14 protein-coding genes and 1 pseudogene are annotated in these 22,448 nt (G+C 31.8%); all 15 read left to right on the forward strand.

Annotation, left to right across the window (positions count from 1 at the left end):
- Nucleotides 1–3: 3 nt before the first annotated feature.
- A pseudogene (locus AC0L8O_RS10125) lies at nt 4–677 on the forward strand (DUF6079 family protein); the annotation flags it as partial.
- Nucleotides 654–1,925 carry a DUF6079 domain-containing protein gene (locus AC0L8O_RS10130; RefSeq protein WP_473448819.1) on the forward strand — a complete coding sequence of 424 codons (1,272 nt, stop codon included), beginning with the start codon at nt 654–656 and terminating at the stop codon, nt 1,923–1,925. The pseudogene AC0L8O_RS10125 and the gene AC0L8O_RS10130, both read left to right, overlap by 24 nt.
- The gene (locus tag AC0L8O_RS10135; RefSeq protein WP_473447812.1) at nt 1,922–3,706 is read left to right on the forward strand and encodes a DUF6079 domain-containing protein; all 1,785 of its coding nucleotides are present in this window, start codon (nt 1,922–1,924) and stop codon (nt 3,704–3,706) included. Before AC0L8O_RS10130 ends, AC0L8O_RS10135 begins: the two co-directional genes overlap by 4 nt.
- Nucleotides 3,690–5,009, forward strand: a complete 1,320-nt coding sequence (locus AC0L8O_RS10140) for a DNA methyltransferase (RefSeq protein ID WP_473447814.1) — start codon at nt 3,690–3,692, stop codon at nt 5,007–5,009. Before AC0L8O_RS10135 ends, AC0L8O_RS10140 begins: the two co-directional genes overlap by 17 nt.
- Nucleotides 5,009–6,130 carry a hypothetical protein gene (locus AC0L8O_RS10145; protein WP_473447816.1) on the forward strand — a complete coding sequence of 374 codons (1,122 nt, stop codon included), beginning with the start codon at nt 5,009–5,011 and terminating at the stop codon, nt 6,128–6,130. Before AC0L8O_RS10140 ends, AC0L8O_RS10145 begins: the two co-directional genes overlap by 1 nt.
- 21 nt (nt 6,131–6,151) lie before the next feature.
- On the forward strand, nt 6,152–9,046 hold the full coding sequence (locus tag AC0L8O_RS10150; RefSeq protein WP_473447817.1) for a helicase-related protein: 2,895 nt from the start codon (nt 6,152–6,154) through the stop codon (nt 9,044–9,046).
- 4 nt (nt 9,047–9,050) lie between these two features.
- Nucleotides 9,051–11,069 carry a BREX-3 system phosphatase PglZ gene (pglZ, locus tag AC0L8O_RS10155; protein ID WP_473447819.1) on the forward strand — a complete coding sequence of 673 codons (2,019 nt, stop codon included), beginning with the start codon at nt 9,051–9,053 and terminating at the stop codon, nt 11,067–11,069.
- Complete coding sequence (locus AC0L8O_RS10160) at nt 11,066–11,791, forward strand: hypothetical protein (RefSeq protein WP_473447821.1); 726 nt, start codon at nt 11,066–11,068, stop codon at nt 11,789–11,791. The genes pglZ and AC0L8O_RS10160 overlap by 4 nt, the downstream gene beginning before the upstream one ends.
- A gap of 557 nt (nt 11,792–12,348) precedes the next feature.
- The gene (locus AC0L8O_RS10165; protein WP_473447822.1) at nt 12,349–15,498 is read left to right on the forward strand and encodes a DEAD/DEAH box helicase; all 3,150 of its coding nucleotides are present in this window, start codon (nt 12,349–12,351) and stop codon (nt 15,496–15,498) included.
- A 67-nt stretch (nt 15,499–15,565) separates the two neighbouring features.
- Nucleotides 15,566–16,489, forward strand: a complete 924-nt coding sequence (locus AC0L8O_RS10170; protein ID WP_473447824.1) for an RpnC/YadD family protein — start codon at nt 15,566–15,568, stop codon at nt 16,487–16,489.
- A 388-nt stretch (nt 16,490–16,877) separates the two neighbouring features.
- On the forward strand, nt 16,878–17,261 hold the full coding sequence (locus AC0L8O_RS10175; RefSeq protein ID WP_473447826.1) for a hypothetical protein: 384 nt from the start codon (nt 16,878–16,880) through the stop codon (nt 17,259–17,261).
- A gap of 51 nt (nt 17,262–17,312) precedes the next feature.
- A complete protein-coding gene (locus AC0L8O_RS10180) occupies nt 17,313–18,002 on the forward strand; it encodes a response regulator transcription factor (RefSeq protein WP_473447828.1) in 690 nt (229 codons plus the stop codon).
- Nucleotide 18,003: 1 nt separating this feature from the next.
- A complete protein-coding gene (locus AC0L8O_RS10185; protein WP_473447830.1) occupies nt 18,004–19,011 on the forward strand; it encodes a sensor histidine kinase in 1,008 nt (335 codons plus the stop codon).
- A 122-nt stretch (nt 19,012–19,133) separates the two neighbouring features.
- Nucleotides 19,134–19,817, forward strand: coding sequence for an ABC transporter ATP-binding protein (locus AC0L8O_RS10190; RefSeq protein WP_175639274.1), 684 nt, complete (start codon nt 19,134–19,136; stop codon nt 19,815–19,817).
- Nucleotides 19,814–22,411: an FtsX-like permease family protein gene (locus AC0L8O_RS10195; protein WP_473447832.1), complete on the forward strand. Its 2,598-nt coding sequence runs from the start codon at nt 19,814–19,816 to the stop codon at nt 22,409–22,411. Before AC0L8O_RS10190 ends, AC0L8O_RS10195 begins: the two co-directional genes overlap by 4 nt.
- Nucleotides 22,412–22,448 lie beyond the last annotated feature (37 nt).

Genomic DNA, 22,448 nt, shown 5'->3' on the forward strand with positions numbered 1-22,448 from the left:
ATTATGGTAAAGAAAATTCGTGATTTGATAAATTTTGAAGAAGTTGAAGAAGTAATAAAAATACGAAAAAAGCAACAAGAGGAAACTATTGTTTCCAAGTATGTTATTTCAGACAAAATAAAAAGTCATTTACTTTATATGTTTGAACTTTTAAATGGTGATACACATAAATCATTCAACGTAATTGGTAATTATGGAACTGGTAAATCGCACTTCCTAGCATTTATTTCAGCATTATTAGAAAAAAAGAAACAAGAAACTTAATCTCAGATCCAGATGTAAAGGAGGCATCTCTAAAATTTGAGAGAGAATTTGTTGTTGTTAAATTTGAATGTCCTGCAGCAAAAGAAGTACCTTTGCGTAAAATTTTTTACGATAACGTTCAACGACAACTAGAGGAAAAGTATGACATAGATATTGATGATATTGACCTAGAAACTCATTATGATAATAAAAAAAATATTGGGTGGATTGTGGATCAAGTAAAAGAGGAAAATCCTGAATTAGGATTATTAGTTGTAGTTGACGAAATTTCCGATTTTCTAAAACAAAAAGATAAAAATGACATGACTTATGATTTAAACTTTTTGAGGGAAATAGGAGAAGCATCACAAGAATATGATTTTCTATATATTGGAGCTATGCAGGAACATGTGTTTACCGATCCAAAGTATATTGAACAAGCAAAAAATATAGCCAGAATCAGTGAGCGCTATGTCGATATAACTATAACAAAAGAAGATATTAATCGCGTTATATCTCAGCGAATTGTATCTAAGAACGGGAACCAAAGAATTGAATTAGAAGAAACTCTTAAAGAGTTTCAGCAATATTTTACAAACTTTGGTGCAGAAATTGAAAAATATATAAATCTTTATCCAATTCATCCATATGTAATTAATGTATTTGAGCAACTCCCTTATTTTGAAAATCGGGGAATAATCCATTTTTCTTCAAAGAATGTAAAAGAAAGCCTTGAAAAAGAGGTACCATATTTTATAACGTATGATAGAATTTACGATTTAATTGAAGAAACCCATGAAATTAGAAATTTAGATGATGTTTCAGAAATTGTATCGATTGTTAAAACACTACATTCCAAGATGGACGTAATGGAAGATCGATTAAAAGAACCAGCAATAAAAATAATAAAGGCATTAGCTGTATTAAAAATGATGTCAAAAACTCATTTGAATGGAGCAACTGTTCAGGAACTTGCAAATACTTTATTTATCAAACCTGTTAGTAGAACAATTATCAGTGAAGAGATGACAGAAGATAATGTTCGTCGAATTCTTTACAATGTAATAAAAATAACAAATGGGCAGTTTATTGATCATGATAAAGAAAGTGATTACTTTTTTATTAATATTAATAAAGTTCAGGATTTTGACGTCTTAATAGAAAAGAAAATAGAAAAACAAGATATTGATGATTGGAAAGAAACCTTTAAAAAACTCATTGTAGGTCACTTAGGTCTTGACGAGAAAAAACAATATGATAAATCATTTCCATCAGTTTATGAGGACACAACATTTTGGTCAAGTAGGAGAAGTTATCGGCAAGGATATATTATTATAGGTCAAAGAAATAGTGGACCTTCAATTTTCCCGACAAAGGATAAGGATGGAATTAGAAGAGATTATAAATTGATTCTACATTCACCGTTTGCTAACCACGATACTAAACAAACAGTTAATGACGAGCTAATTATTGGAGTTGAGTTTAGTGAGGATTTACTCCAAAAACTCAAAAGCATTTCTGCAACAGAAGCTTTAATTAGTGATGGTGTATTTAGACAAGATTTAAAAGGAATACAAACTAAAGAGATACACCTTTTTTATAATAATTATCTTCAATTACTTATCTCAAAAGGATACGCTATACACGCTGGAAAAAAGAATTCCTACGAGATTTACCTGTGAGTCGTTTTGATCATGTTCTAGAAGTACTTGAGCACTTTAAGTCATATTATTTTGGAGACTACTTTAAGGACTTATATCCTAAGTACCCAGTGTTTAAAAGAGATATTACTTTACAAAACATAGGCAGTGAAATAGCACGCTCGATCACAAATTTAGATAAGGTAACCTCTTTATTTGGAATTGACGATAATACTTTAAGTTATTTAACTAGTTTTCAAGCTCAAAAAGACGGTAAAATAGCAACTGATAGTTCTGAATATCTTCAATTTATCCTTGAAGTAGTACGTACAAATTCAAAAAATGGTGAGATGACACAACTAGAACAAATTATTGAAAATTTATCAAAGAAACCTTTTGGTTTACAAAGAGAATTAGTTTTTTTCTTACTTGTTTCATTGTTATATAATGGCGAAATTAATTTCGTTAAAAATGGTGGAGCAAGACTTTATGCTAATGATTTTAGTAAAGAATTCAAAGGTAATTTACAGTTTTTTGAAAATGTAAGGTATATTGAGGAAGAGAAAGAACTTAATATTGTTGTAATTAGTAAAGTGTTTGAGGCATTAGAACTTCAAAGTGCTTTATTAAAGAATAAGAATACCCGAATTGAAGCTGTAAGACAACTAAACAGCAGAATAGTACAATTAAATCAAGAAATAAATCTAATTAAAAATAACTTGAATCGATATCATGAAAGTAATCTTCCTGAACTTCCATGGACGGATTTAAGAGAACGTGCAAATGACATCTTTGCCATTGAACCTTATTTACTAACCTTAAATGAGATTAGAAAAGTGACTGATTTAAATAAGATAAGAGAAAATGAAATAGATATAAGTAAGATTGAGAACTCAGTAAAGTTAATTGTCAGTTTTACTATGCTAGTTAATGAATTTGAAGAAATAAAAAATGGCTTGGATTATCAAAGACAAGTACACCAGGAATTGTCTAAATTAAGTCCTTTTGTTGATAACTCGAAAATACTTGAATTAGAAGTAATCGAAAATGAACAAAAGGAAATATATCAAGACATTAATAAGTTGTTAAAAGAGGATTACAGAAGACCATTAAAAGGTAAATTCATCCAATTTAAAGAGAAATATTCTAGAATTTATTATATCGCACATGAGAATGCAGTAGGTAATAACATAAACTGGGGTATTCTTGAACAACTTACACGAAGTGAAAAATATCGCTCTTTAAGCCAATTGAAGAGTCTACCATTCTTTTCACCACAGGAATTTAATACAATCGTTTTAAAAATAAATGCATTAAATCAGCAAAAATGTTTGACATTTGATGTTGAATCTCTTAAAACAAATGTCACTTGTCCAAATTGCCGTTTCCCCCTACAGTTTTCAGAAAAGGAAGGTATGGGACATCTTATTAATAATCAAGTTGAGTCTGTGGAAACTATATGGAAAAAGTGGGAAAAGAGTTTAATGGCCGAATTAGAAGTATTAAAAGATAAAATTGAGCTATTATCAAAAGCAGAATTTAAAGAGGTAATAAAGAACCTTATAAATCAAAAGGAACTAACAGTACCATTAAATGAATTCCTTATACCTGCTCTATTAGAGTTAGCATCTGATTTAAAGAAAATTGATTTTAATATAAATGAATTTACTAAAAGATTAGTACAAAAATCGAGCGTGCTTACCATAGAGGATTTGGATGAAGTTTTTCTTGAATTTAAACATGATCTTATTCAAGGTCAAGAAAATGATAAAGTACGTATACGTATTGTTGAAGGAGAGAGACAGAATGTCTTACTTAAATGACATTGATAATAGTATTTTGGATAAAGCAAGAAATATTGATGGTTTCCCATTGGGAGAAGATGATAATATTCTCTCCCTATCTAACTCTCCATTTTATACTGCGTATCCAAATATGTTTCTAAAAGATTTCGTAGATAAAATCGGAAAAAAATATAACGGCGATAGTGATGATTACCATAAAAATCCATACGTAGGAGACATTAGCGAGGGTAGAAATGATAAATTGTATCAAGCTCATTCGTACCATACTAAGGTCCCATACAAAGCAATACAGAAATTTATTGAACACTATACAGAAGAAGGAGACTTAATTTTTGACGGTTTTTCTGGTACTGGTATGACAGCACTTGCAGCAACTACACTAAACAGAAAAGCTATTATAAGTGATCTAAGTCCATACGCAACTTTCATTGGTAATGGATACTTGTTAAATTTAGATACTGCAAAATTTAATAAATTAGCCGTTAAGTTAATTAATGAAGTGAAAAACGAATTGTCATGGTTATATGAGACTAGAGAGGATGATCAATCCAAATCTGAGATAATATTTACTGTATGGAGTGATATTTATGAATGTAACTATTGTTCAGCACAAAATACATTTTGGGATTTAGCAGTTAATGAAAATGAGGAAATATTAAAAGAATTTAATTGTCCAACCTGCAATGCAAATTTAACTAAAAATGATATTACGCAAATTCGAGATAATCATGGCAGTATCCTACAAAAAATGGTTGTAGCATATGTCAAAAATGGAAAGAAGAAATATAAAAGAAGGGTAAATAGTTACGATGAGACCCTGTGGAATAAAATTGAGAATACTGAAATTCCCTATTGGTATCCTACTGAGAAGATCATGTTTAAAGGAAGAGGCTGGGGAGATATGTATGTCCCCAAACAGCATCTTGGAGTTTATGCAATAGATCATTTTTATTACAAACGAACATTGCTGGCTCTTAGTGCTATATGGAACAAAATAAACAAAATTGAAGAATATGAATACAAAATTAAGCTAATGTGGAGCTTTTTATCAGTACAGAACTATTTAAATAAAAAGCAATCATATTTTGGAGGTGGAGGTGGACAACCAGGTACACTTACTATCTCTGATGTAATTCAAGAAAAGAATGTCTTTGATGTGCTATTGAGAAAAATAAAAAGAGTTGTCGAAGCTGAAAATTTAAAAGGAAACAGTATAGCCAATAACTATAGGATTTCTACTCAATCCTGTACAAATTTAATTAATATTCCTGAAAATTCAATAGACTACATTTTCTCAGACCCCCTTTTGGAAGGAATCTGATGTATTCAGAATTAAATTTTATTAATGAAGGTTGGCTAAAGGTTTTTACAAACAATAAAGAAGAGGCTATTGTTAATAGATCTCAAAATAAAAACCGTGATGATTACTATAGATTAATGTGTAGTGCCTTTAGGGAATACTTCCGAATATTAAAGCCAAAAAGATGGATAACAATAGAGTTTCATAATAAAAGTGCCAGTATTTGGAATGCAATACAGGAGGCCATAGTAAAAGCAGGATTTATTGTAGCTCAGGTAGCGGTTCTAGATAAAGGATCAGGTACATTTAAACAACTCGCCTCTCCAGGGTCTGTAAAAAATGATTTAGTCATAAATGCTTATAAACCTGCAGGAGATTTCGTAGAAAGATTTCTTACTAAGTTAGGCTTAGGCTTTGAAAAAGAATTTGTTGAGCAGCACCTCTCATTCATTAGAGTGGAGAAAAATGTTGAGAGAACAAGTCAAATGTTATATTCAAAAATGCTCGCATACTATATACAACATGGTTTCGAAATAAATATGAATTCTAATGATTTCTATAATTTGCTAGAGCAATTCTTTTATGAGAGAGATGGTTATTGGTTTACAGAAGAAGAGATACAAGAGTATGAAAACAATAAGCAAATAATAAAAGTAGATAAGGAAGATCTTGAAAAAGGTTCCTTTTTCATAATGGATGAGAGAACAGCAATTGTATGGGTGAATAGTTTTCTTGATGAGCCAAAATCATATAATGATATCTACCTGGGTTATACAAAGGCTTTGTTAACTAACGATGACAAAATACCTGAATTAAAGGATTTACTTGAAGAAAACTTTATTACAGAGAATGGTTTATATCGGAGACCTTTAATCCTAGAAAGAAAAGATATTGAAAAAAGAAGACAAAAAAGGTTATTAAAAGAATTTGATTTAATTCTTGAACTTGCATCTAAATCAAATAAAAAATTAAAGAGTGTTAGGAAAGAAGCGGTCATTGTAGGCTTTACAGAATGTTACATGTCAAAACGATTTGATGAAATTTTAAAGGTAGGTAAAAGATTACCGCAAAACGTAATTGATAGTAGTACAGAAATTTTTGATTATATTGAAATTGCTGAGTCAAAAATTGAGGGGTATTAAATAGAATAAGGAGGGGGAAGGATGCAAACAGATGATTTGGTTATTATCAAACGTCAAAATGAAAAAGGTATAGGAAAATTAATAGGAAAACAGTCGTTTTTTAACCAAAACTATGTAGATGTTTTTTTTACTGAAACGAATGAGGTAATTCGATTTCCTGAAAATGATGTATTAAAGCTACAAGATCCTTTTGAACGTTTGAGTAAACAAAACTATGATAATTTTCCGTCTTTTATTCTTAAAAAAAGTAAAAATGAAATTGATTCGCTGATGACTGCAAAAGGGGTAATTTCTGCAGGGAATTTTAGAATAACCCCTTTGCCACATCAAATTTTAACTGTAGATTTTGTTCTAAATAAAATGCGAACACGATGTCTAATTGCTGATGAAGTTGGGTTAGGAAAAACAATAGAAGCTGCATTGATAGTTGAAGAGTTAAAATTAAGAGGTTTAGCTAAAAGGGTATTAATAGTTACCCCATCGGGATTAACAACTCAGTGGAAAGAAGAATTACTTCATAAATTTAATGAAGAATTTGTTGTTATAGATAAGCCGATGTTTGAATCAATACAAGATTTACATGGAAAAGAATCGAATATTTGGACAAAATTTAATATGGTGATTACATCATTGGATTTTATTAAACCTAAATCACTAACCTCACCATCATTAAGTGAAAAAGAAATTGAAAGACGGAAAAGACATAACAAATTTGTTTTTGAAATGGTTATTGCAGCAGATTGGGATGTTGTAATATTTGATGAAGCACATAAGTTAAGCAAAGGGAGTGATGGATCTGAAACAGCTCGTTACAAAATAGGTAAAGCTTTAGGAGAGGTTACCCCTATTTTTATATTATTATCTGCTACACCTCATCAAGGTGATGCAGTTAGATTTTTTCACCTATTGAAATTACTTGATCCCTTTGCCTTTTCAAATATAAAAGATATTAATCCACAAAATATAAGTGAATATATTATACGAAATAAAAAACGTGCTGTAGTAGACCAGAATGGGAAAAGATTATTTAAACAAAGAATAACTGATGTATATCCAATTATCAGAGATAGATATGATGATTTGGCTGAGATAGAATTATACAATTCAGTGACTGATTATGTTTCAAAAAACTATAATTTATCAATTGGTATGAATGATCGTGCTTTTGGTTTTCTAATGATACTCTTTCAAAGACTAGTTTCCAGTAGTAGCAGAGCAACTTTAAAAGCTCTTCAATCAAGATTAGATAAATTAAAAGAAATAAAGTTTAATCTGTTTTCAAATAACCAATTTATAATTGAAGAAAGCTTTGACGAGGAAGAGGCTTTGGAAAAAGATGCACAAACTGTTTTATTAGAATTAGAGAATAATATATCAGGTGTATATAACAGTGAAGGCCTTCAATCTGAAATCCTATTATTAGAGAATTTGGTTAACTTAGCAAAAACAGCTAGTTTTTCAAGACATGATTCAAAAATAAGATGCCTTTTAGACATTATCGATGAAATATGCAGAAGAGAGAATAATCCTAGCACTAAATTTTTAATTTTTACCGAGTTTGTTGAGACACAATATTATATAAAAGAAGTACTAGAAACATGTGGGTATTCAACTATGATTTTAAATGGAAAGATGAATACTGAGGAAAAGATGAATTCCAGAAATGTTTTCAAAGGGAATGCTCAATTTCTCATTTCAACTGATGCTGGAGGAGAAGGGATAAACCTACAGTTTTGCCATGTGATAGTAAATTATGACCTACCTTGGAATCCGATGAAATTAGAACAACGCATTGGAAGACTAGATAGAATTGGTCAAAAACATAATGTTTTAGTTTTTAATTTTATAATTAAAGACACTGTTGAAGAAAAAGTAAGAAATATTTTGGAAGAAAAATTAAACATTATTAGCGACCAGTTTGGTGATGATAAGTTGTCAGATATTTTGTCTACATTACAAGATGATTTTAATTTTGAAAAGTTATATATTGACGCTGTAGTAAAACGGGAAAAAGAGGCGAAAGAGTTAGAAAGTATAGCACTGCAAATATATGAAAAAGCAATAGAAATTTTAAATAAAGACGAAATGTTATTACCTCAAGTTAAAGAAAACTATAACAATTATAAAGATAAAGTAATTAAACTAACTGAGGAACATACAAAAACATTGTTAAATAATTATTTACTTCTTCAAGGAAAAAGAATGAATCAGTATTCTAAAAAGGAAAGAGTTTACTTCTTTGAAGTAAGTGAATCAGGTGTAAATAAAAAATATAAAAATGTTGTGTTTGAACGTAATCTTGCAACCAAAGAAGAAAGCTATGAATTTTTAAATTATAACCATCCACTTATTAAAGGTATCCTAGATGATAAAAGTTTATACATTTCGGGGAACGTTTGTAGTTTGAAAATTAAAACAGATGATACCCGATTATATAATCAAGGTGGTATTTGGGTAATGTTTTCGCTAACAATTGAGAATAAGGTTGATTTTCGAAAGAAAGAGAATTTATCAATTTTTATTGATGAATTTGGAATGTACCAACGTGAAATTTCAGAATTATTAATTAGAATTTCTAATGAACGAATAGGTGAACATAAGGTTGATCTCAATTTAATGGATATTAATCATTCAAAAACCATTGCTTATAAAGAAGCCTATGTAATGGCTAATAATTTATTAAGTGAGGAATTAGTAATTTGGGAAAATCAACTAATCCAAGAAAAAGTAAGGTTAAAAAGTTACCATGAGAACCAAATTAAAAGTGTGAACAAAGTAGCTATTGATAACATTAGGAAAAGTAAACTCAATGAATTAGAAAAAAATTATGAACAAGAAATTGAAAAAATAATACAGAGAGCAACGTTAGTACCTCACCTAGAACTTCAACAAGTTGCTGCTGTTACTTTTGGGTGATGTTATGCAGAAATGGCAGGATATTATTATAAATAAATTTATTGAAATATATGATTATCAGAGTGTGGTTGTTATTGATCAAGATAATCTGATGCACGATGACTATTTGATTAGCCAACTTCAGCAAAGAAAGTATGATATCTTAAACTTTTCAAAGGAGGTATCATTTAGATATGAATTTGAAGAAAGTTATAGAAATCACTGGGATAATGGACTGAAAACACAAACAGTTATAATTGTACAAAGTTTCAAGGATTCTGAGTATTTACCCTATGATATTGTAGTGAAGAGTAAAGAAATTCGTTTAAGTTTAGCGGATATCTTTCCTTTGTTGAACTATGTAGTTCTACAAAAGCTAGATAAAATATTTTATCAAAAACTTTTTGCTGCGCAACAAAAATTAAGAGAGCAGAATAAGTCATTCCAAAAATCTCCAAAAGAAACTATACATTTTCTTTTACGTAGTGTGTTTAATATAGATCCATTTGCAATCAATAGCAATGAAAACATTGTTAAAATGTTGATTGAAAAACATTATGCATCTGTGGCAATCCCTTTAGAGCTACAGGAAGAATTAATAAATGCCTTAATAAATCATAAGACGGGATTTGTTATCGATTTGCACGAAGCGTTTGAAAATAAAAGTTATTTTTATTTGTGGCTTCAAGACCAATGGTATAAATATGTAGAAGGGATATTACATTTTAAAGATGATTACAATCCGATAATCGATTTTAAATCTCTTGAATTATTTTTTGTAATGGATAACCTATTTGAAGAAGGTTTTGTTAAGAAGTACAATATATCTTATGAACAGGAGATTGAATTAATTAACCTTAGGGACGACTACAAATTAATTTCAATAGGTATAACAACAAATAGAAATTCTTATTCTAAGGTAAATGAAGACAATACCATTGATTTGTATTCGTTGCACTTGAAAATAGAGCAACTTGAAAAAGTTGTAAACGATAATAATGATTTTACTTTAAGAGATTGGCTCAACAGGGGATATGAGTTTTCACAAATTGTATATCAAGTAACATCCTTACCTACAGAGAAGTATAAAGGTATAAAAGAAAACTTCGAAAGTATACGAAAAGAAATAAACATAAAATTTTTGGACTTTCTTAAAAAATCTTACTCGGCTATCTCTTTCTTTTCAGATAATAAAGGACCGATTAGTTTAGCTAAAGTTAATCAATTTATTGACAAAAATAGGAAAGAAAAACAAAAAACGGCACTATTAGTTTTAGATGGAATGGCGTTAGACCAATGGTTCATTGTAAAAGATTTTATTTATAGGCATTGTAATATAGAATTTAATGACAACAGATGTTATGCGATTGCACCAACTGTTACATCTATATCAAGGCAATCATTGTTTTCTGGTAAGTTACCACGATATTTTGAAGACTCAATATATACAACAAATATGGAAAAAAAACATTGGGAACAATACTGGACCAATAAAGGTGTAAGACCTAAAAGAATTGAGTATTTAAATACAAAATTAACCCAAGATTTGTCTAAAATTAGAGAAATTGCTGATAGTAAAAATGAAGTCTTTGGTATAGTAATAAATTTTATTGATGACTTAATGCATTCAGCAAAAGATATTAAAAATGGAAAGAAATTTTTTTATGATTCTATTCGTTCTTACCTTGAAAATAGTAAACTGGTTGAATTACTCAGTATCCTTATGTCAAAGGGTTATAAAATTTATATTACATCAGATCATGGTAATATTGATGGTATTGGAAATGGGATTAAACCCCCAAAAGATTTAATTGAATCATACGCCAAAAGATGTGTACTTTTTGATAAACAGAATATTGCTGAAGATTTTGCTCAAAAACGAGATTTAAATATGCTGATGACCAATTTATTACCTGATAATGTCTTTCCAGTTTATACAAATAATAAGGAACTGTTTACTAAGGAGAAATCATATGAAATTTCTCATGGTGGGTTAACTTTAGAAGAAATGATTGTTCCTTTTATTGAGGTGATTAACAAGTGATAGGTTATGATCGACCGATCAGACCTGAATGGGTATATGAATTACATGAACAGTGGAAACCTGAAATGCCAATATCGGATTTTAATGCTATTTTCGATTCGATAGCTTGGCAAGTATCTGGGAAAGAAGCGAGAAGGAAAGCTCGAACTAATATTGTTAGATATTTCATTACTTTTACAGGAAAAGGAACTGCTAGAAAAACCGTATGTGAAGATTCCTTAGTGCAGTTATCTAAATCAATCTCTTTCGATAAAATAAAACCATTGTATTTGGCAATAATCATCTCAAAGGTGGAAGTAATACAAGAAATAATTAAATTAATCTCATCTCGTTATGATTTATTGGATACAATCGAAGTTTCAAAATTTATTACTTATATTAAACGAGAATATGGTGATCGTGATGTTATTCGCAGAAGTGTAAGTAGTTTCTTTAAATCATTGTATTATTTTGGAATATTCGAGACTGTGGAATCAGAAAATCATAAAGAATATATATTTTCAAATAGATTAAAACTAAGTGAGGAGATATTTCCCTATCTACTAAAGGAAATATTTGTAAAAGGGAGAGGGAGAGTTCATATAAGCTATGAAGAAATTGTAAAAGATCCATCTTTAATATTTTTTGAAATCAACAATTTTGATACATTACTTAATCTATATAACGGACAGTATTGGTATATCAATAATAAAACTGGTGAGAAAAAAATAGTTTTTATTTAAAAGTTGTTGAACTAATTTAAAATCACTTCAATAATGATTTTTTTACCTAAGTATAACTGATTATTTTCTGTTATAGGATTAAAAATGTACAAAAGAAGAACGTCTATGCTTGATTTTCTATTAAATTAAAAAATAAATAGTACCGTGTTTAGGTGCTAAAATGATAAATAGGGATATCCTTTTATATTTACAAGGATATCTACTTTACTATTAAAAATTAATGTTAAGTGTGTTGGATTTTACACAAATTTTACACACGCATTGAGTAAAACATTATAACAATAATATTTCTAAGTTGTTTTCAACCCCGACCACCAGTATCAAACACCTATGCAGGGTACCATATTAGGTACTCTGTCCTGCATTTATAGTATTTTTATTTATCACTTTCATTTATAAAGCCCACAAAGAAAAGAGAGTTTACCTCTTTTACCCTTCACTCAATTGTAACTATAGCTATTGATTAAGAATTTGAGTTTATCTTCAATAAAATCAGATTAAATAAAACAGTTTCTGCTAAAATAAGGATAATAAGTATTTTTATCCGAGGTGCCCCCATGCTCAAACAAGGAATCTACGAAGAAATAATAAACAAAAAACTTAAAAACAAACTAATTGAATTAGATTATAATACTTTTGAACTAGGAAAAGAAAAGCTCGACGTTGAGGAAGCAAGAAAAGTTCTTTCATCATACATATCAACCATTACAAGAAAAGCACTAAAATACCTTAGAGAAAATCAAAGTGAAGACTCTGAAGCGTTACTTCAACAAATAAAAGTATGTAATGAAATAATTGACCTTCTTAGTATCAAGCTAGATGATGAAGAGTTCAAAAGCCTTCAAATCGAGGAAGAAGGTGAGGTTCTTACTTCCATCTATTCTCGCCTTAACTCAATAAAAAGTATCCGAAAGAATGAAGTTGTTCGCCCAGTCACACCAATTTCTCAAAGCTCCTTATTCACTGGATCAAATTATGAACCAAATATGTTTGGGGAGTTAAAGAAAGAGATCCTAACCTCAAATCAAATCGATATGCTTGTTTCTTTTATTAAGTGGAGTGGAGTCAGGTGCATCATTGAAGAATTGAAGGAATTTACAGATAGAGGTGGAGCATTAAGGGTAATTACGACATCATATATGGAAGCGACTGATTTTAAAGCGATTGAAGAATTGAGTAAACTTTCAAATACAGTCATTAAGGTATCGTATGATGTTGAACGGACTAGACTTCATGCGAAGGCCTATCTTTTTAAACGGGATACAGGATTTACAACGGCTTATATCGGTTCTTCTAATTTATCGAATCCTGCGTTAACTTCAGGGCTAGAGTGGAATTTGAAAGTGACCGAGAAGGATTCATTTGATATCGTGAGAAAATTTGAAGCTACATTTGAAAGCTATTGGAATGATAAAGAATTTCAACTTTTTGATCACGAGAATAAACACGATCAGGAGTTGCTAAGGAAAGCATTATCTAAAAAACAAACAAATGAGAAAGATATGCATTTTGTCTTTGATATAAGACCATTTCATTACCAAAAAGAAATTCTTGAAAAATTAGAGGTTGAACGTAAGGTGTTTGGTCGGTTTAAAAATCTCGTTGTCGCAGCAACCGGGGTTGGAAAGACAGTTATATCAGCATTTGATTTTAAACGATTTTATACGAGTAATCAAAATAGAGCAAGATTTTTATTTGTTGCACACCGTGAGGAAATTTTAAAACAAAGCTTAGATACCTTTCGAGGCATTTTAAAAGACCCTAATTTTGGTGAAATGCTTGTAGGGAACCATGTACCATCTTCACTAGATACTTTATTTACAAGTATTCAAAGCTTTAACAGTAAGAAGTTATATGAAAAAACAACAAGTGATTTTTATGATTATATTATTGTTGATGAATTTCATCATGCAGCAGCTGAGTCCTATCAAAGACTTCTTAATCATTACACCCCTAAGATCTTACTTGGGCTAACAGCAACCCCTGAGCGAATGGATGGGAAAGATATTCTGCATTATTTTGATCATACAATTGCAGCTGAAATGCGTTTAACAGAAGCGGTCAACCAGAAATTATTATCCCCTTTTCAGTACTTTTGTGTGAGTGATACTGTGGACTTATCCAAGTTAAAGTGGAGCAGGAAAGGGTACGATATAAAAGAGCTAGAGAATGTTTATACGGCTAATGATATGAGAAGCAATCAAATCATAACAAGTATTTATAAGTATGTTACATCCATTGACGATGTTAAAGGTCTAGGTTTTTGTGTCTCAGTGGAACATGCAAAATATATGGCTGAGTATTTTAATAAATCTGGTATTCCTTCTATCGCACTACATGGAAATGTTAGTCACACGGTACGTAATGATGCTCAGGATATGCTTACAAAAGGTGAGATTAAATTTATATTTGTAGTGGATTTATATAATGAGGGTGTTGATATTCCTGATGTTAATACCATTTTATTTTTAAGACCTACAGAAAGCTTAACTGTCTTTTTACAACAGCTTGGTAGGGGACTTCGTCTAGCTGAGGGGAAGGATTGTTTAACCGTTTTAGACTTCATTGGACAAGCTCATAAAGAGTATAACTTTGAAGAAAAATTCAGAGCTCTCTTAGGAAAAACAAAACATTCAATTGAGCATTATGTTGAAAATGGATTCTTTAATCTTCCTAAAGGGTGCTTCGTACAGTTGGAGAAACAAGCAAAGGAATACATCCTAAGGAATATTAAATCTAGTGCGAACACTAAGGTGAATTTACTATCAAAGATGAAATATTTTGAAGAAGATACTGGATTAAAGCTAAAGCTAACTAATTTTCTAAAGCATTACAATCTATCACTTTATGACTTTTTCGGGAAGAGTAGGGATCGTAGTTTTGCTCGCTTCATGGTACATGCTGGCGTTAAAGAGGACTTTGAGGTTGAAAATGAAAAATTCATCACAAGTCGGTTATCGAATTTATTTCATCTTAACTCAGCGAAATTAATCAAATTTTATATACGTTATATAAATGGTGAAACTGCAAAAACAGAAGAAGAAAGACTCATGCTATCGATGTTTTATTATAGCTTTTATCAGCATCATCCTCAAAAGGAAGGATTTTCTTCTATAGAGGACGGGCTGAGGGCTATACTTTCTATCAATGAGTTTAAAAATGAAATAGTAGAAATTCTTGAGTACTTATACTCATCGCTTGAAACAATGGAAATTGAAAATGAATTTGATTTTCCTTGTCCTTTAACCGTTCACAGTCGATATTCGACAGCACAAGTATTAGCAGCATTAGGATACTTCAATGAATCTGCTAGTCCATCTTTTAGAGAAGGTGTTAAGCATTTTAAAGAGAAAAATCTAGATGTTTTCTTCACAACTCTTAACAAATCAGAAAAAGATTTTTCTCCATCAACTCTTTATGATGACTATGCGATTAACGAAACATTGTTCCATTGGCAAACTCAATCAAAGGTAGCAGAAGAAAGCGAAACAGCAAACCGTTACCGCACTCATAAGAGAAATGGGCACAAGTTAGCACTGTTTGTAAGAGAATACAAAAAAGAACATGGTTTAACATCATCCTTTATCTTTCTAGGATTAGTTGATTATGTGAAACACTCTGGCAGCAAGCCAGTGAGCTTTGTTTGGGAGTTGCATGAAGAAATGCCGTCTTATTTGGTACCGAGGGCGAACAAAAATATATTGTAAGTAGATTTTGATATGTTTAAATTATTTGATCATTACTTTGGTATGGGCGCAATGAAGGGAGAATAGAATGGGAGAAATAAAGATTCCGCATAATAACTATGATATTGTATTCAAAAACATAACTTCCGTATTTAAAGAAGGAGGGCTCAAGGCTCTTGATATTAACAGTGAAGAAATTGATACATTAATAGATACGGAACAACCCATCATTGACATTCAAGAAAATCAAATGGATATGGTATTTCGATTAAAAGATAAAAGTTTTCTACACCTTGAATTTCAAACAACTAATAAAAAAACAGACCTCTCGCGTTTCTTGATTTATGATGCAAGACTATATGAATTGGTTAGGGATTCCGTGGATGATAATGTCAAAATTCGTACTGTAGTAATATACGGACCTAAAACAGGAAATCCTAAAAGCAACATCGAAGCTGGTTCTTTTTCATATAATGTAGAGCATATATATCTTGATAAGATTGATGGGGATAATGTCTTTAATCACCTTTATCAAAAGGTTGAAACTGATGAACCCTTAACAGATACAGATAAAGTAAACCTCATTTTAAGTCCATTAATGGGTACAAAAGAAAAAAGAGAAAATAGGGCTTTGCAATCAGTTGAATTAGCTAGTAAATTAAAAGAAGACCGCGGATATATAATCGGTGCTATAATAGGGTTAACAAACACAATTGTTTCAAAAGATATACAACAAAAAATGTTGGAGGTGTTCCAAATGACAGATGCATTCAAACAGTTAGAAGAGGAGAGTTTTAAGAATCAAAGGAAAAAAGATATTAACTATTTAATTGATCACAAAGTGCCTGCTGACGATTCCGAAACTCAAGCTATAAAACAAGATGTATCTCGAATTAATTCAACTGATATTCTTAATAAATTGTGGAATTTCCTTGCTGTGAACTCTCCTAATTTAGATGAGTTAAAGAAGAAAGTTTCGGAGTTCCTTAATATAACTAAACAAAGGCTTTAAAACTAAATCGGTATAACATTGAAATCCGCTCCTACTCTTGTATAGTAGTGAGCGGTATTTTATTTTTAAAATCAAAAAATAATGATGAACAGAAAGATAGAATGAAACACCGGTGAAACACCGGGACGGTTCATATGTTTAAAAAATTAAAACTAGCGTAAGAACAAATGTTTGTAGTGGGTTTTAAGGTTGAGCTAAGCGTTTAGTGAATAGTTAAAGGACACTTCATTCTTCTTAGAAATAATAAGAATAAAGTGTTTTTTCTTATTAAAAAAGACCATCTATAGCGATCAGCTAGTATAGCGGTGAAAGTAACTTATTCTATATTACAATGATAATAAGTTATATAATCATACTAATACACAATAACAAAAGAGGGATAACAGAGATGAAAAAACTACAAGAGTTTTCAAAGCAATATCAAAACGAGATGAATTGGGAAGTCAAAACGGATCATTATGAAAGAACAAAAGCTTCTCTATTAAATAATTACATGCTACTAACCACTGAGGTTGCTGAGATAGCTGAGGAATTACGTAAAGCTTTTAATATGACGAATACACTTATTAATGAGGGAATGGATGAAGAGAAAGCATTTGAAATGGCGAAGGCTAGCGTAAAAAATGAACTCGGGAATGAATTTGCTGATTGTCTTGCCTACATCACTAAATTTGCTAATTACTTCGACATTGATTTAGAGGAAAGCTTTTATCAGAAGATGGAAGAAGTAAGGAATAGAAAAAACAAAGACGTGAGTATCGTTAAAAAATAGTTCAGTTTTTAAATAATAAAGATTGAAACTAATCAAGAAAAGGTGTTAGATATGAAAATATTACTTGTCGAGGATGATAAAACAATTGCAATGGGTCTAGATTACTCATTAAAGCAGGAGGAGTTCGAAACTGTTGTTTGCTACAATACTGAACAGGCAAATAAAGTGATTATGCAGCAGCTACATGATATTGATTTGTGCTTGTTTGATTTGTCTTTACCAGATGGAAGTGGCTATGAGCTATGTGAGTTGGTGAAGAAAAGCTCAGATAAGCCGGTTATCTTTTTAACAGCCTTGGATGATGAAGTCAATGTAGTGATGGGACTTGATATGGGGGCTGATGATTATATTACGAAGCCGTTTCGAATACGAGAATTGCTTTCTAGAATTAAGTCAGTGTTACGTCGATACAATAAGCAAGCAACAGCACAGTCAAAAAATATCATTGATATCAAAAACATCCGCATCAATACATTAGAAGGCAAGGTGTATAAAAATGGGGTGGAGGTGCTGCTCACTGCATTGGAATATCGTCTTCTTCTAATCTTTGGGAACCATGTTGGACAGGTTCTCACCAGAACTCAATTGCTTGATCGAATTTGGGATGTAGCAGGTGAATTTGTCAATGATAATACATTAACGGTTTACATAAAAAGATTACGTGAAAAGCTAGAAGATGAACCGCAAAATCCAACCATTATAAAAACGATACGTGGTATGGGCTATAAGGTTGGTGACTAGGATGCTACGAAACAGAGAGATTCAAATTTTTCTACTAGCGTTACTTTTTATTACGATAGTATCTACTGTGGTTACGTACTTTCTTATTTCGGGCGTAGAAGCAGCTTTATTGGTTTTTCTAACCTCCGTTCTGCTCATTACCTGTAGCCTACTTTTTACAAAATGGAGATACCGTGAAATTGAAATGCTGTCGGGATATTTACGTAAAATCTCAAGTGGTGACTATACACTTGATCTTCGTGATAATTATGAAGGTGAACTTAGTATTTTAAAAAGTGATATTTATAAAGTAACGTTAATGCTATCTGAGCATCGTTCACTGTTACAGCAGGATAAAGTGAAGTTAACGAATGCCATTTCAGATATCTCGCACCAACTTAAAACCCCATTAACATCGATGATGGTGATGGCTGATCTTTTAGGTGACGCAAAGCTTGATGAAGGAAAACGAGAAGAGTTCACCAATAACATACGAGTTCAGCTAGAAAGAATTGATTGGCTTGTATCTTCTTTATTAAAACTCTCGAAAATTGACGCTGGAACGGTTCCTTTTAAAAAAGACACGATTTTTATTTCCGAGTTAATTGAAAGGGCTATTCAACCTGTTTTAATCCCGATGGATATTAAGCAGCAAACTATAGAGGTAATAGGCGATCAAGAAGTATCGTTTATTGGTGACTTCAACTGGACAGCTGAGGCGATACTCAATATTTTGAAAAACAGTGTGGAGCATACACAGCAAGGCGGAAAGTTGACCATATCGTTTACTGAAAACGCATTATTTACCGAGATACTTCTTACTGATAATGGCAAGGGAATTCTAAAGGAAGAATTGCCTTATCTATTCAAACGGTTTTATAAAGGAAAAAATGCTGGTGAAGACAGCGTTGGAATTGGCCTTGCAATGTCATATAGCATCATCAAAAGTCAGCAAGGTGATATTGAAGTAAAAAGTGAAGTTGGAAAAGGAACACAATTTATTATTAAATTTTATAAACAGGTTATTTAAAGGGGCAACGGACCTGACCGCCTGTCCCTTTAATGTGAATAAATTGTCACTTTGCTAGTCACTTTATTGTCATATTAGACAGATAAACTAAATGTAAGATTGATATATGGAGGAAAAAGAAAATGAATATTTTACAAATTGAAAATCTGTCTAAGGTATATGGCAAGAGTGATACAGCGGTTAAAGCACTTGATAATGTTTCATTTTCAGTGAAAAAAGGGGAGTTTGTTGCGATTATTGGTCCTTCAGGTTCAGGGAAGTCGACGCTGCTACATCTTCTTGGAGGTGTTGATCGACCTTCAAGCGGGAAGGTTTTCATTAATTCAACAGATATTTATGACCTGGATGAAACGCAACTTGCAATTTTTAGAAGAAGACAAATCGGACTTATTTATCAGTTTTACAATTTGATTCCGATTTTAACAGTAGAGGAAAATATTACTCTCCCAATGCTGCTGGATGAGCATAAAGTCGATCCAGTGCAAATGAAAAACATCGTCACAACATTAGGATTAGAACATCGATTAACTCATTTACCTAACCAGCTTTCTGGTGGTCAGCAACAGCGCGTTTCAATCGGACGGGCTCTTATCAGTAATCCGGCCATTATGTTAGCAGATGAACCAACTGGCAATTTAGATAGTAAGAACAGTGCGGAGATTATTGAGCTTTTAAAAATGTTCAATAAAACGTTTAACCAGACACTGATCGTTATTACACATGATGAACGTATTGCTCTACAAGCGGATCGTGTCATTTCCATTGAAGATGGAAGGGTTGCTAAGGATGAGGTGATCCGTCCATGAACATTATCAACAAACTTACGATTCGACATCTTAAAGAAAATAAACGAAGAACACTCGTAACCATTATAGGTGTAATCATATCGGTTGCTATGATTACAGCGGTTGCAACACTAGGTGTATCGTTTTTGAACTTAACGGTTCGCGAGAATATCGCACAAAATGGTGAATGGCATGTTAAATATAAGGACGTAAATAAAGAACAACTAAAAGCCATTGAAAAGGATCATGAAACCGAAAAGATCATGCTATCAAAAGACGTTGGATATGCACACTTACCAGATTCTGAAAATGATAGTAAGCCCTATTTGTTTATAAAAAAATATGACACAACTGCATTCAAGCAATTTCCGATTGAGGTATCGGAAGGACGTCTACCTCATGCTGAAAACGAGGTAGTGATTTCTAATGAGATTGAAAAAAATGCGAAAGTAAAGTATGAAATTGGTGACAAGCTTACTCTTGATATTGGAACTCGTGTTAGTAACAATCAAGAAGAGGGATTAGATCAATCGTATGGTTTAACAATAGATGAAAATGGAGTAGCGGAAGATCTCAAGATTCAATCAACAGAAACCTTTACCATCGTTGGTAAGATTAAACGACCAAAATGGGAGCCTTCATGGGCACCAGGCTATACAATCATAAGCTATATCGATAAAAGTGTAGTAAGCAATGCTGAAAAAGTAGATGCAGTCGTTAATGTAAAAAAGGTGAAAAGGTCACTATTTAAGCATGCGGAAGAACTTGCTAAACAACATAATATAAACATTGAAACAATTAGTTATAATACGGAATTACTTCGATTTTATGGCGTAACGAAAAATGAAAACTTATTTATCACATTGTTCACACTTTTGGGAATCATCATGCTTGTTATTATTGTTGGTTCAGTGGCACTCATTTATAATGCATTTGCGATAAGTGTTTCTGAACGATCTAGACATTTGGGAATGCTCTCGAGTGTTGGGGCTACGAAAAAACAAAAACGTAATTCTGTATTTTTTGAAGGGTTCATCATCGGAGCTATTAGTATTCCTCTTGGCTTACTTTCTGGAATTGGTGGAATGATGGTCACATTTGCCTTTATTAATGCGTATCTACACGATGCACTTAATACATCGGTAAATCTAGAGGTCATTGTGACGCCAGCTTCTATAATGGTCGCTTGTATTGTTTCTGTCGTAACGATTTTCATCTCAACGTTTTACCCTGCTAAAAGAGCTTCAAAAGTGTCAGCAATCGATGCAATTCGTCAAACGCAGGATGTGAAATTAACGCAAAAAGCAGTGAAAACGTCTAAGTTTGTTCGCCGTTTGTTCGGGATAGAAGCTGAAATAGGTCTTAAAAACTTAAAACGAAATAAACGCAGATATCAAGCAACTGTGTTTTCATTGGTTATTAGTATTGTCTTATTTTTAGCGGTTTCATTTTTCACAGACAATATTAAAAAATCACTAGAGCTAGCTCAAGGCGATGTTAGCTACGATATCCAGGTTCATGGATCCGGGATAAGCATAGAGGAACTAAGACCGCTTAGAAACATTGACTATGTTACGGATTCAATATTGCTAAATGAAGTGAATGTGAATGCGATGATCGATGTAAAAATGGCATCAAAAGAAGTACGTGACTTCGTTAAAGAGGACAATTCTAGTCTTAAGGACGGAAAATATCCTTATTACGCAACGATACATGCACTAGATACTGATAGTTTTCAAGAATATGCAAATCGAATTGGAGCAGATCATGACATACTGGAAAATGTCGATCAGCCTAGTGCGATTGTTATAGAAAAAACATCATATGAAGATCCCGAAACCGGTAAAATCATTGTATCAAAAACGATTTTTAGCGAAGTTGGTCAGATGCTTGATTTAGTTACGATGGATTATGAAGGTAATGGAAATCAAGAATTTTTAAACACGGTAAAAATTGCTGGATTAACAGACCAAGTTCCAATGGGCGTCCAAACAGCAAGCGTCGGTGGAATTGATCTTATTGTCACACAAAAAACGCTCGACAAAATAATCGGAACAAATAAGCAGCTAAAAAGTGAAGTTCAACCATATTTGTATATGAATTCATCTGACCCAATTGGCACACAGAAAGTATTGGATGATGCACTATCATCAAATATGTATGCTTATAACGTATATGAAAGAAGACAAGAACAAGAGCAAATGGTCCTTTTGTTGTCAGTCTTCACATACGGATTTATCACATTAATCTCGTTAATATCTATAGCCAATATTTTTAATACCATCTCAACAAGCATTTCCCTCCGTAAACGAGAATTCGCTATGCTACGTTCAGTAGGGATGACACCAAAAGGCTTCAATAAAATGATAAACTACGAGAGTATCTTTTATGGAATGAAAGCACTAACATACGGACTCCCCATTAGCGGAATCATCATGTATTTGATGTACCTTGGACTACGCCAAACGTTTGAATACGGGTTTGCGATCCCATGGATGAGTGTGGCATTTGTCATTGTCATTATGTTCATCATTGTTGGATTGTCTATGCTTTACTCGATTCAAAAAATTAAAAAAGAGAACATCATTGATGGGTTGAAACAAGAGAGTATTTGATTTTTGTTTGAAAATATGAAAGGAAATGGAGCTTGGT

The sequence above is a fragment of the Metabacillus sp. KJ11-3 genome (assembly GCF_055808295.1).

What these genes read in the sequence shown, in the direction of transcription:
- AC0L8O_RS10140 (WP_473447814.1), top strand. Translation starts at nt 3,690, where the DNA reads ATGTCTTACTTAAATGACATTGATAATAGTATTTTGGATAAAGCAAGA.
- AC0L8O_RS10145 (WP_473447816.1), top strand. Translation starts at nt 5,009, where the DNA reads ATGTATTCAGAATTAAATTTTATTAATGAAGGTTGGCTAAAGGTTTTT.
- AC0L8O_RS10150 (WP_473447817.1), top strand. Translation starts at nt 6,152, where the DNA reads ATGCAAACAGATGATTTGGTTATTATCAAACGTCAAAATGAAAAAGGT.
- pglZ (WP_473447819.1), top strand. Translation starts at nt 9,051, where the DNA reads ATGCAGAAATGGCAGGATATTATTATAAATAAATTTATTGAAATATAT.
- AC0L8O_RS10165 (WP_473447822.1), top strand. Translation starts at nt 12,349, where the DNA reads ATGCTCAAACAAGGAATCTACGAAGAAATAATAAACAAAAAACTTAAA.
- AC0L8O_RS10170 (WP_473447824.1), top strand. Translation starts at nt 15,566, where the DNA reads ATGGGAGAAATAAAGATTCCGCATAATAACTATGATATTGTATTCAAA.
- AC0L8O_RS10175 (WP_473447826.1), top strand. Translation starts at nt 16,878, where the DNA reads ATGAAAAAACTACAAGAGTTTTCAAAGCAATATCAAAACGAGATGAAT.
- AC0L8O_RS10180 (WP_473447828.1), top strand. Translation starts at nt 17,313, where the DNA reads ATGAAAATATTACTTGTCGAGGATGATAAAACAATTGCAATGGGTCTA.
- AC0L8O_RS10185 (WP_473447830.1), top strand. Translation starts at nt 18,004, where the DNA reads ATGCTACGAAACAGAGAGATTCAAATTTTTCTACTAGCGTTACTTTTT.
- AC0L8O_RS10190 (WP_175639274.1), top strand. Translation starts at nt 19,134, where the DNA reads ATGAATATTTTACAAATTGAAAATCTGTCTAAGGTATATGGCAAGAGT.
- AC0L8O_RS10195 (WP_473447832.1), top strand. Translation starts at nt 19,814, where the DNA reads ATGAACATTATCAACAAACTTACGATTCGACATCTTAAAGAAAATAAA.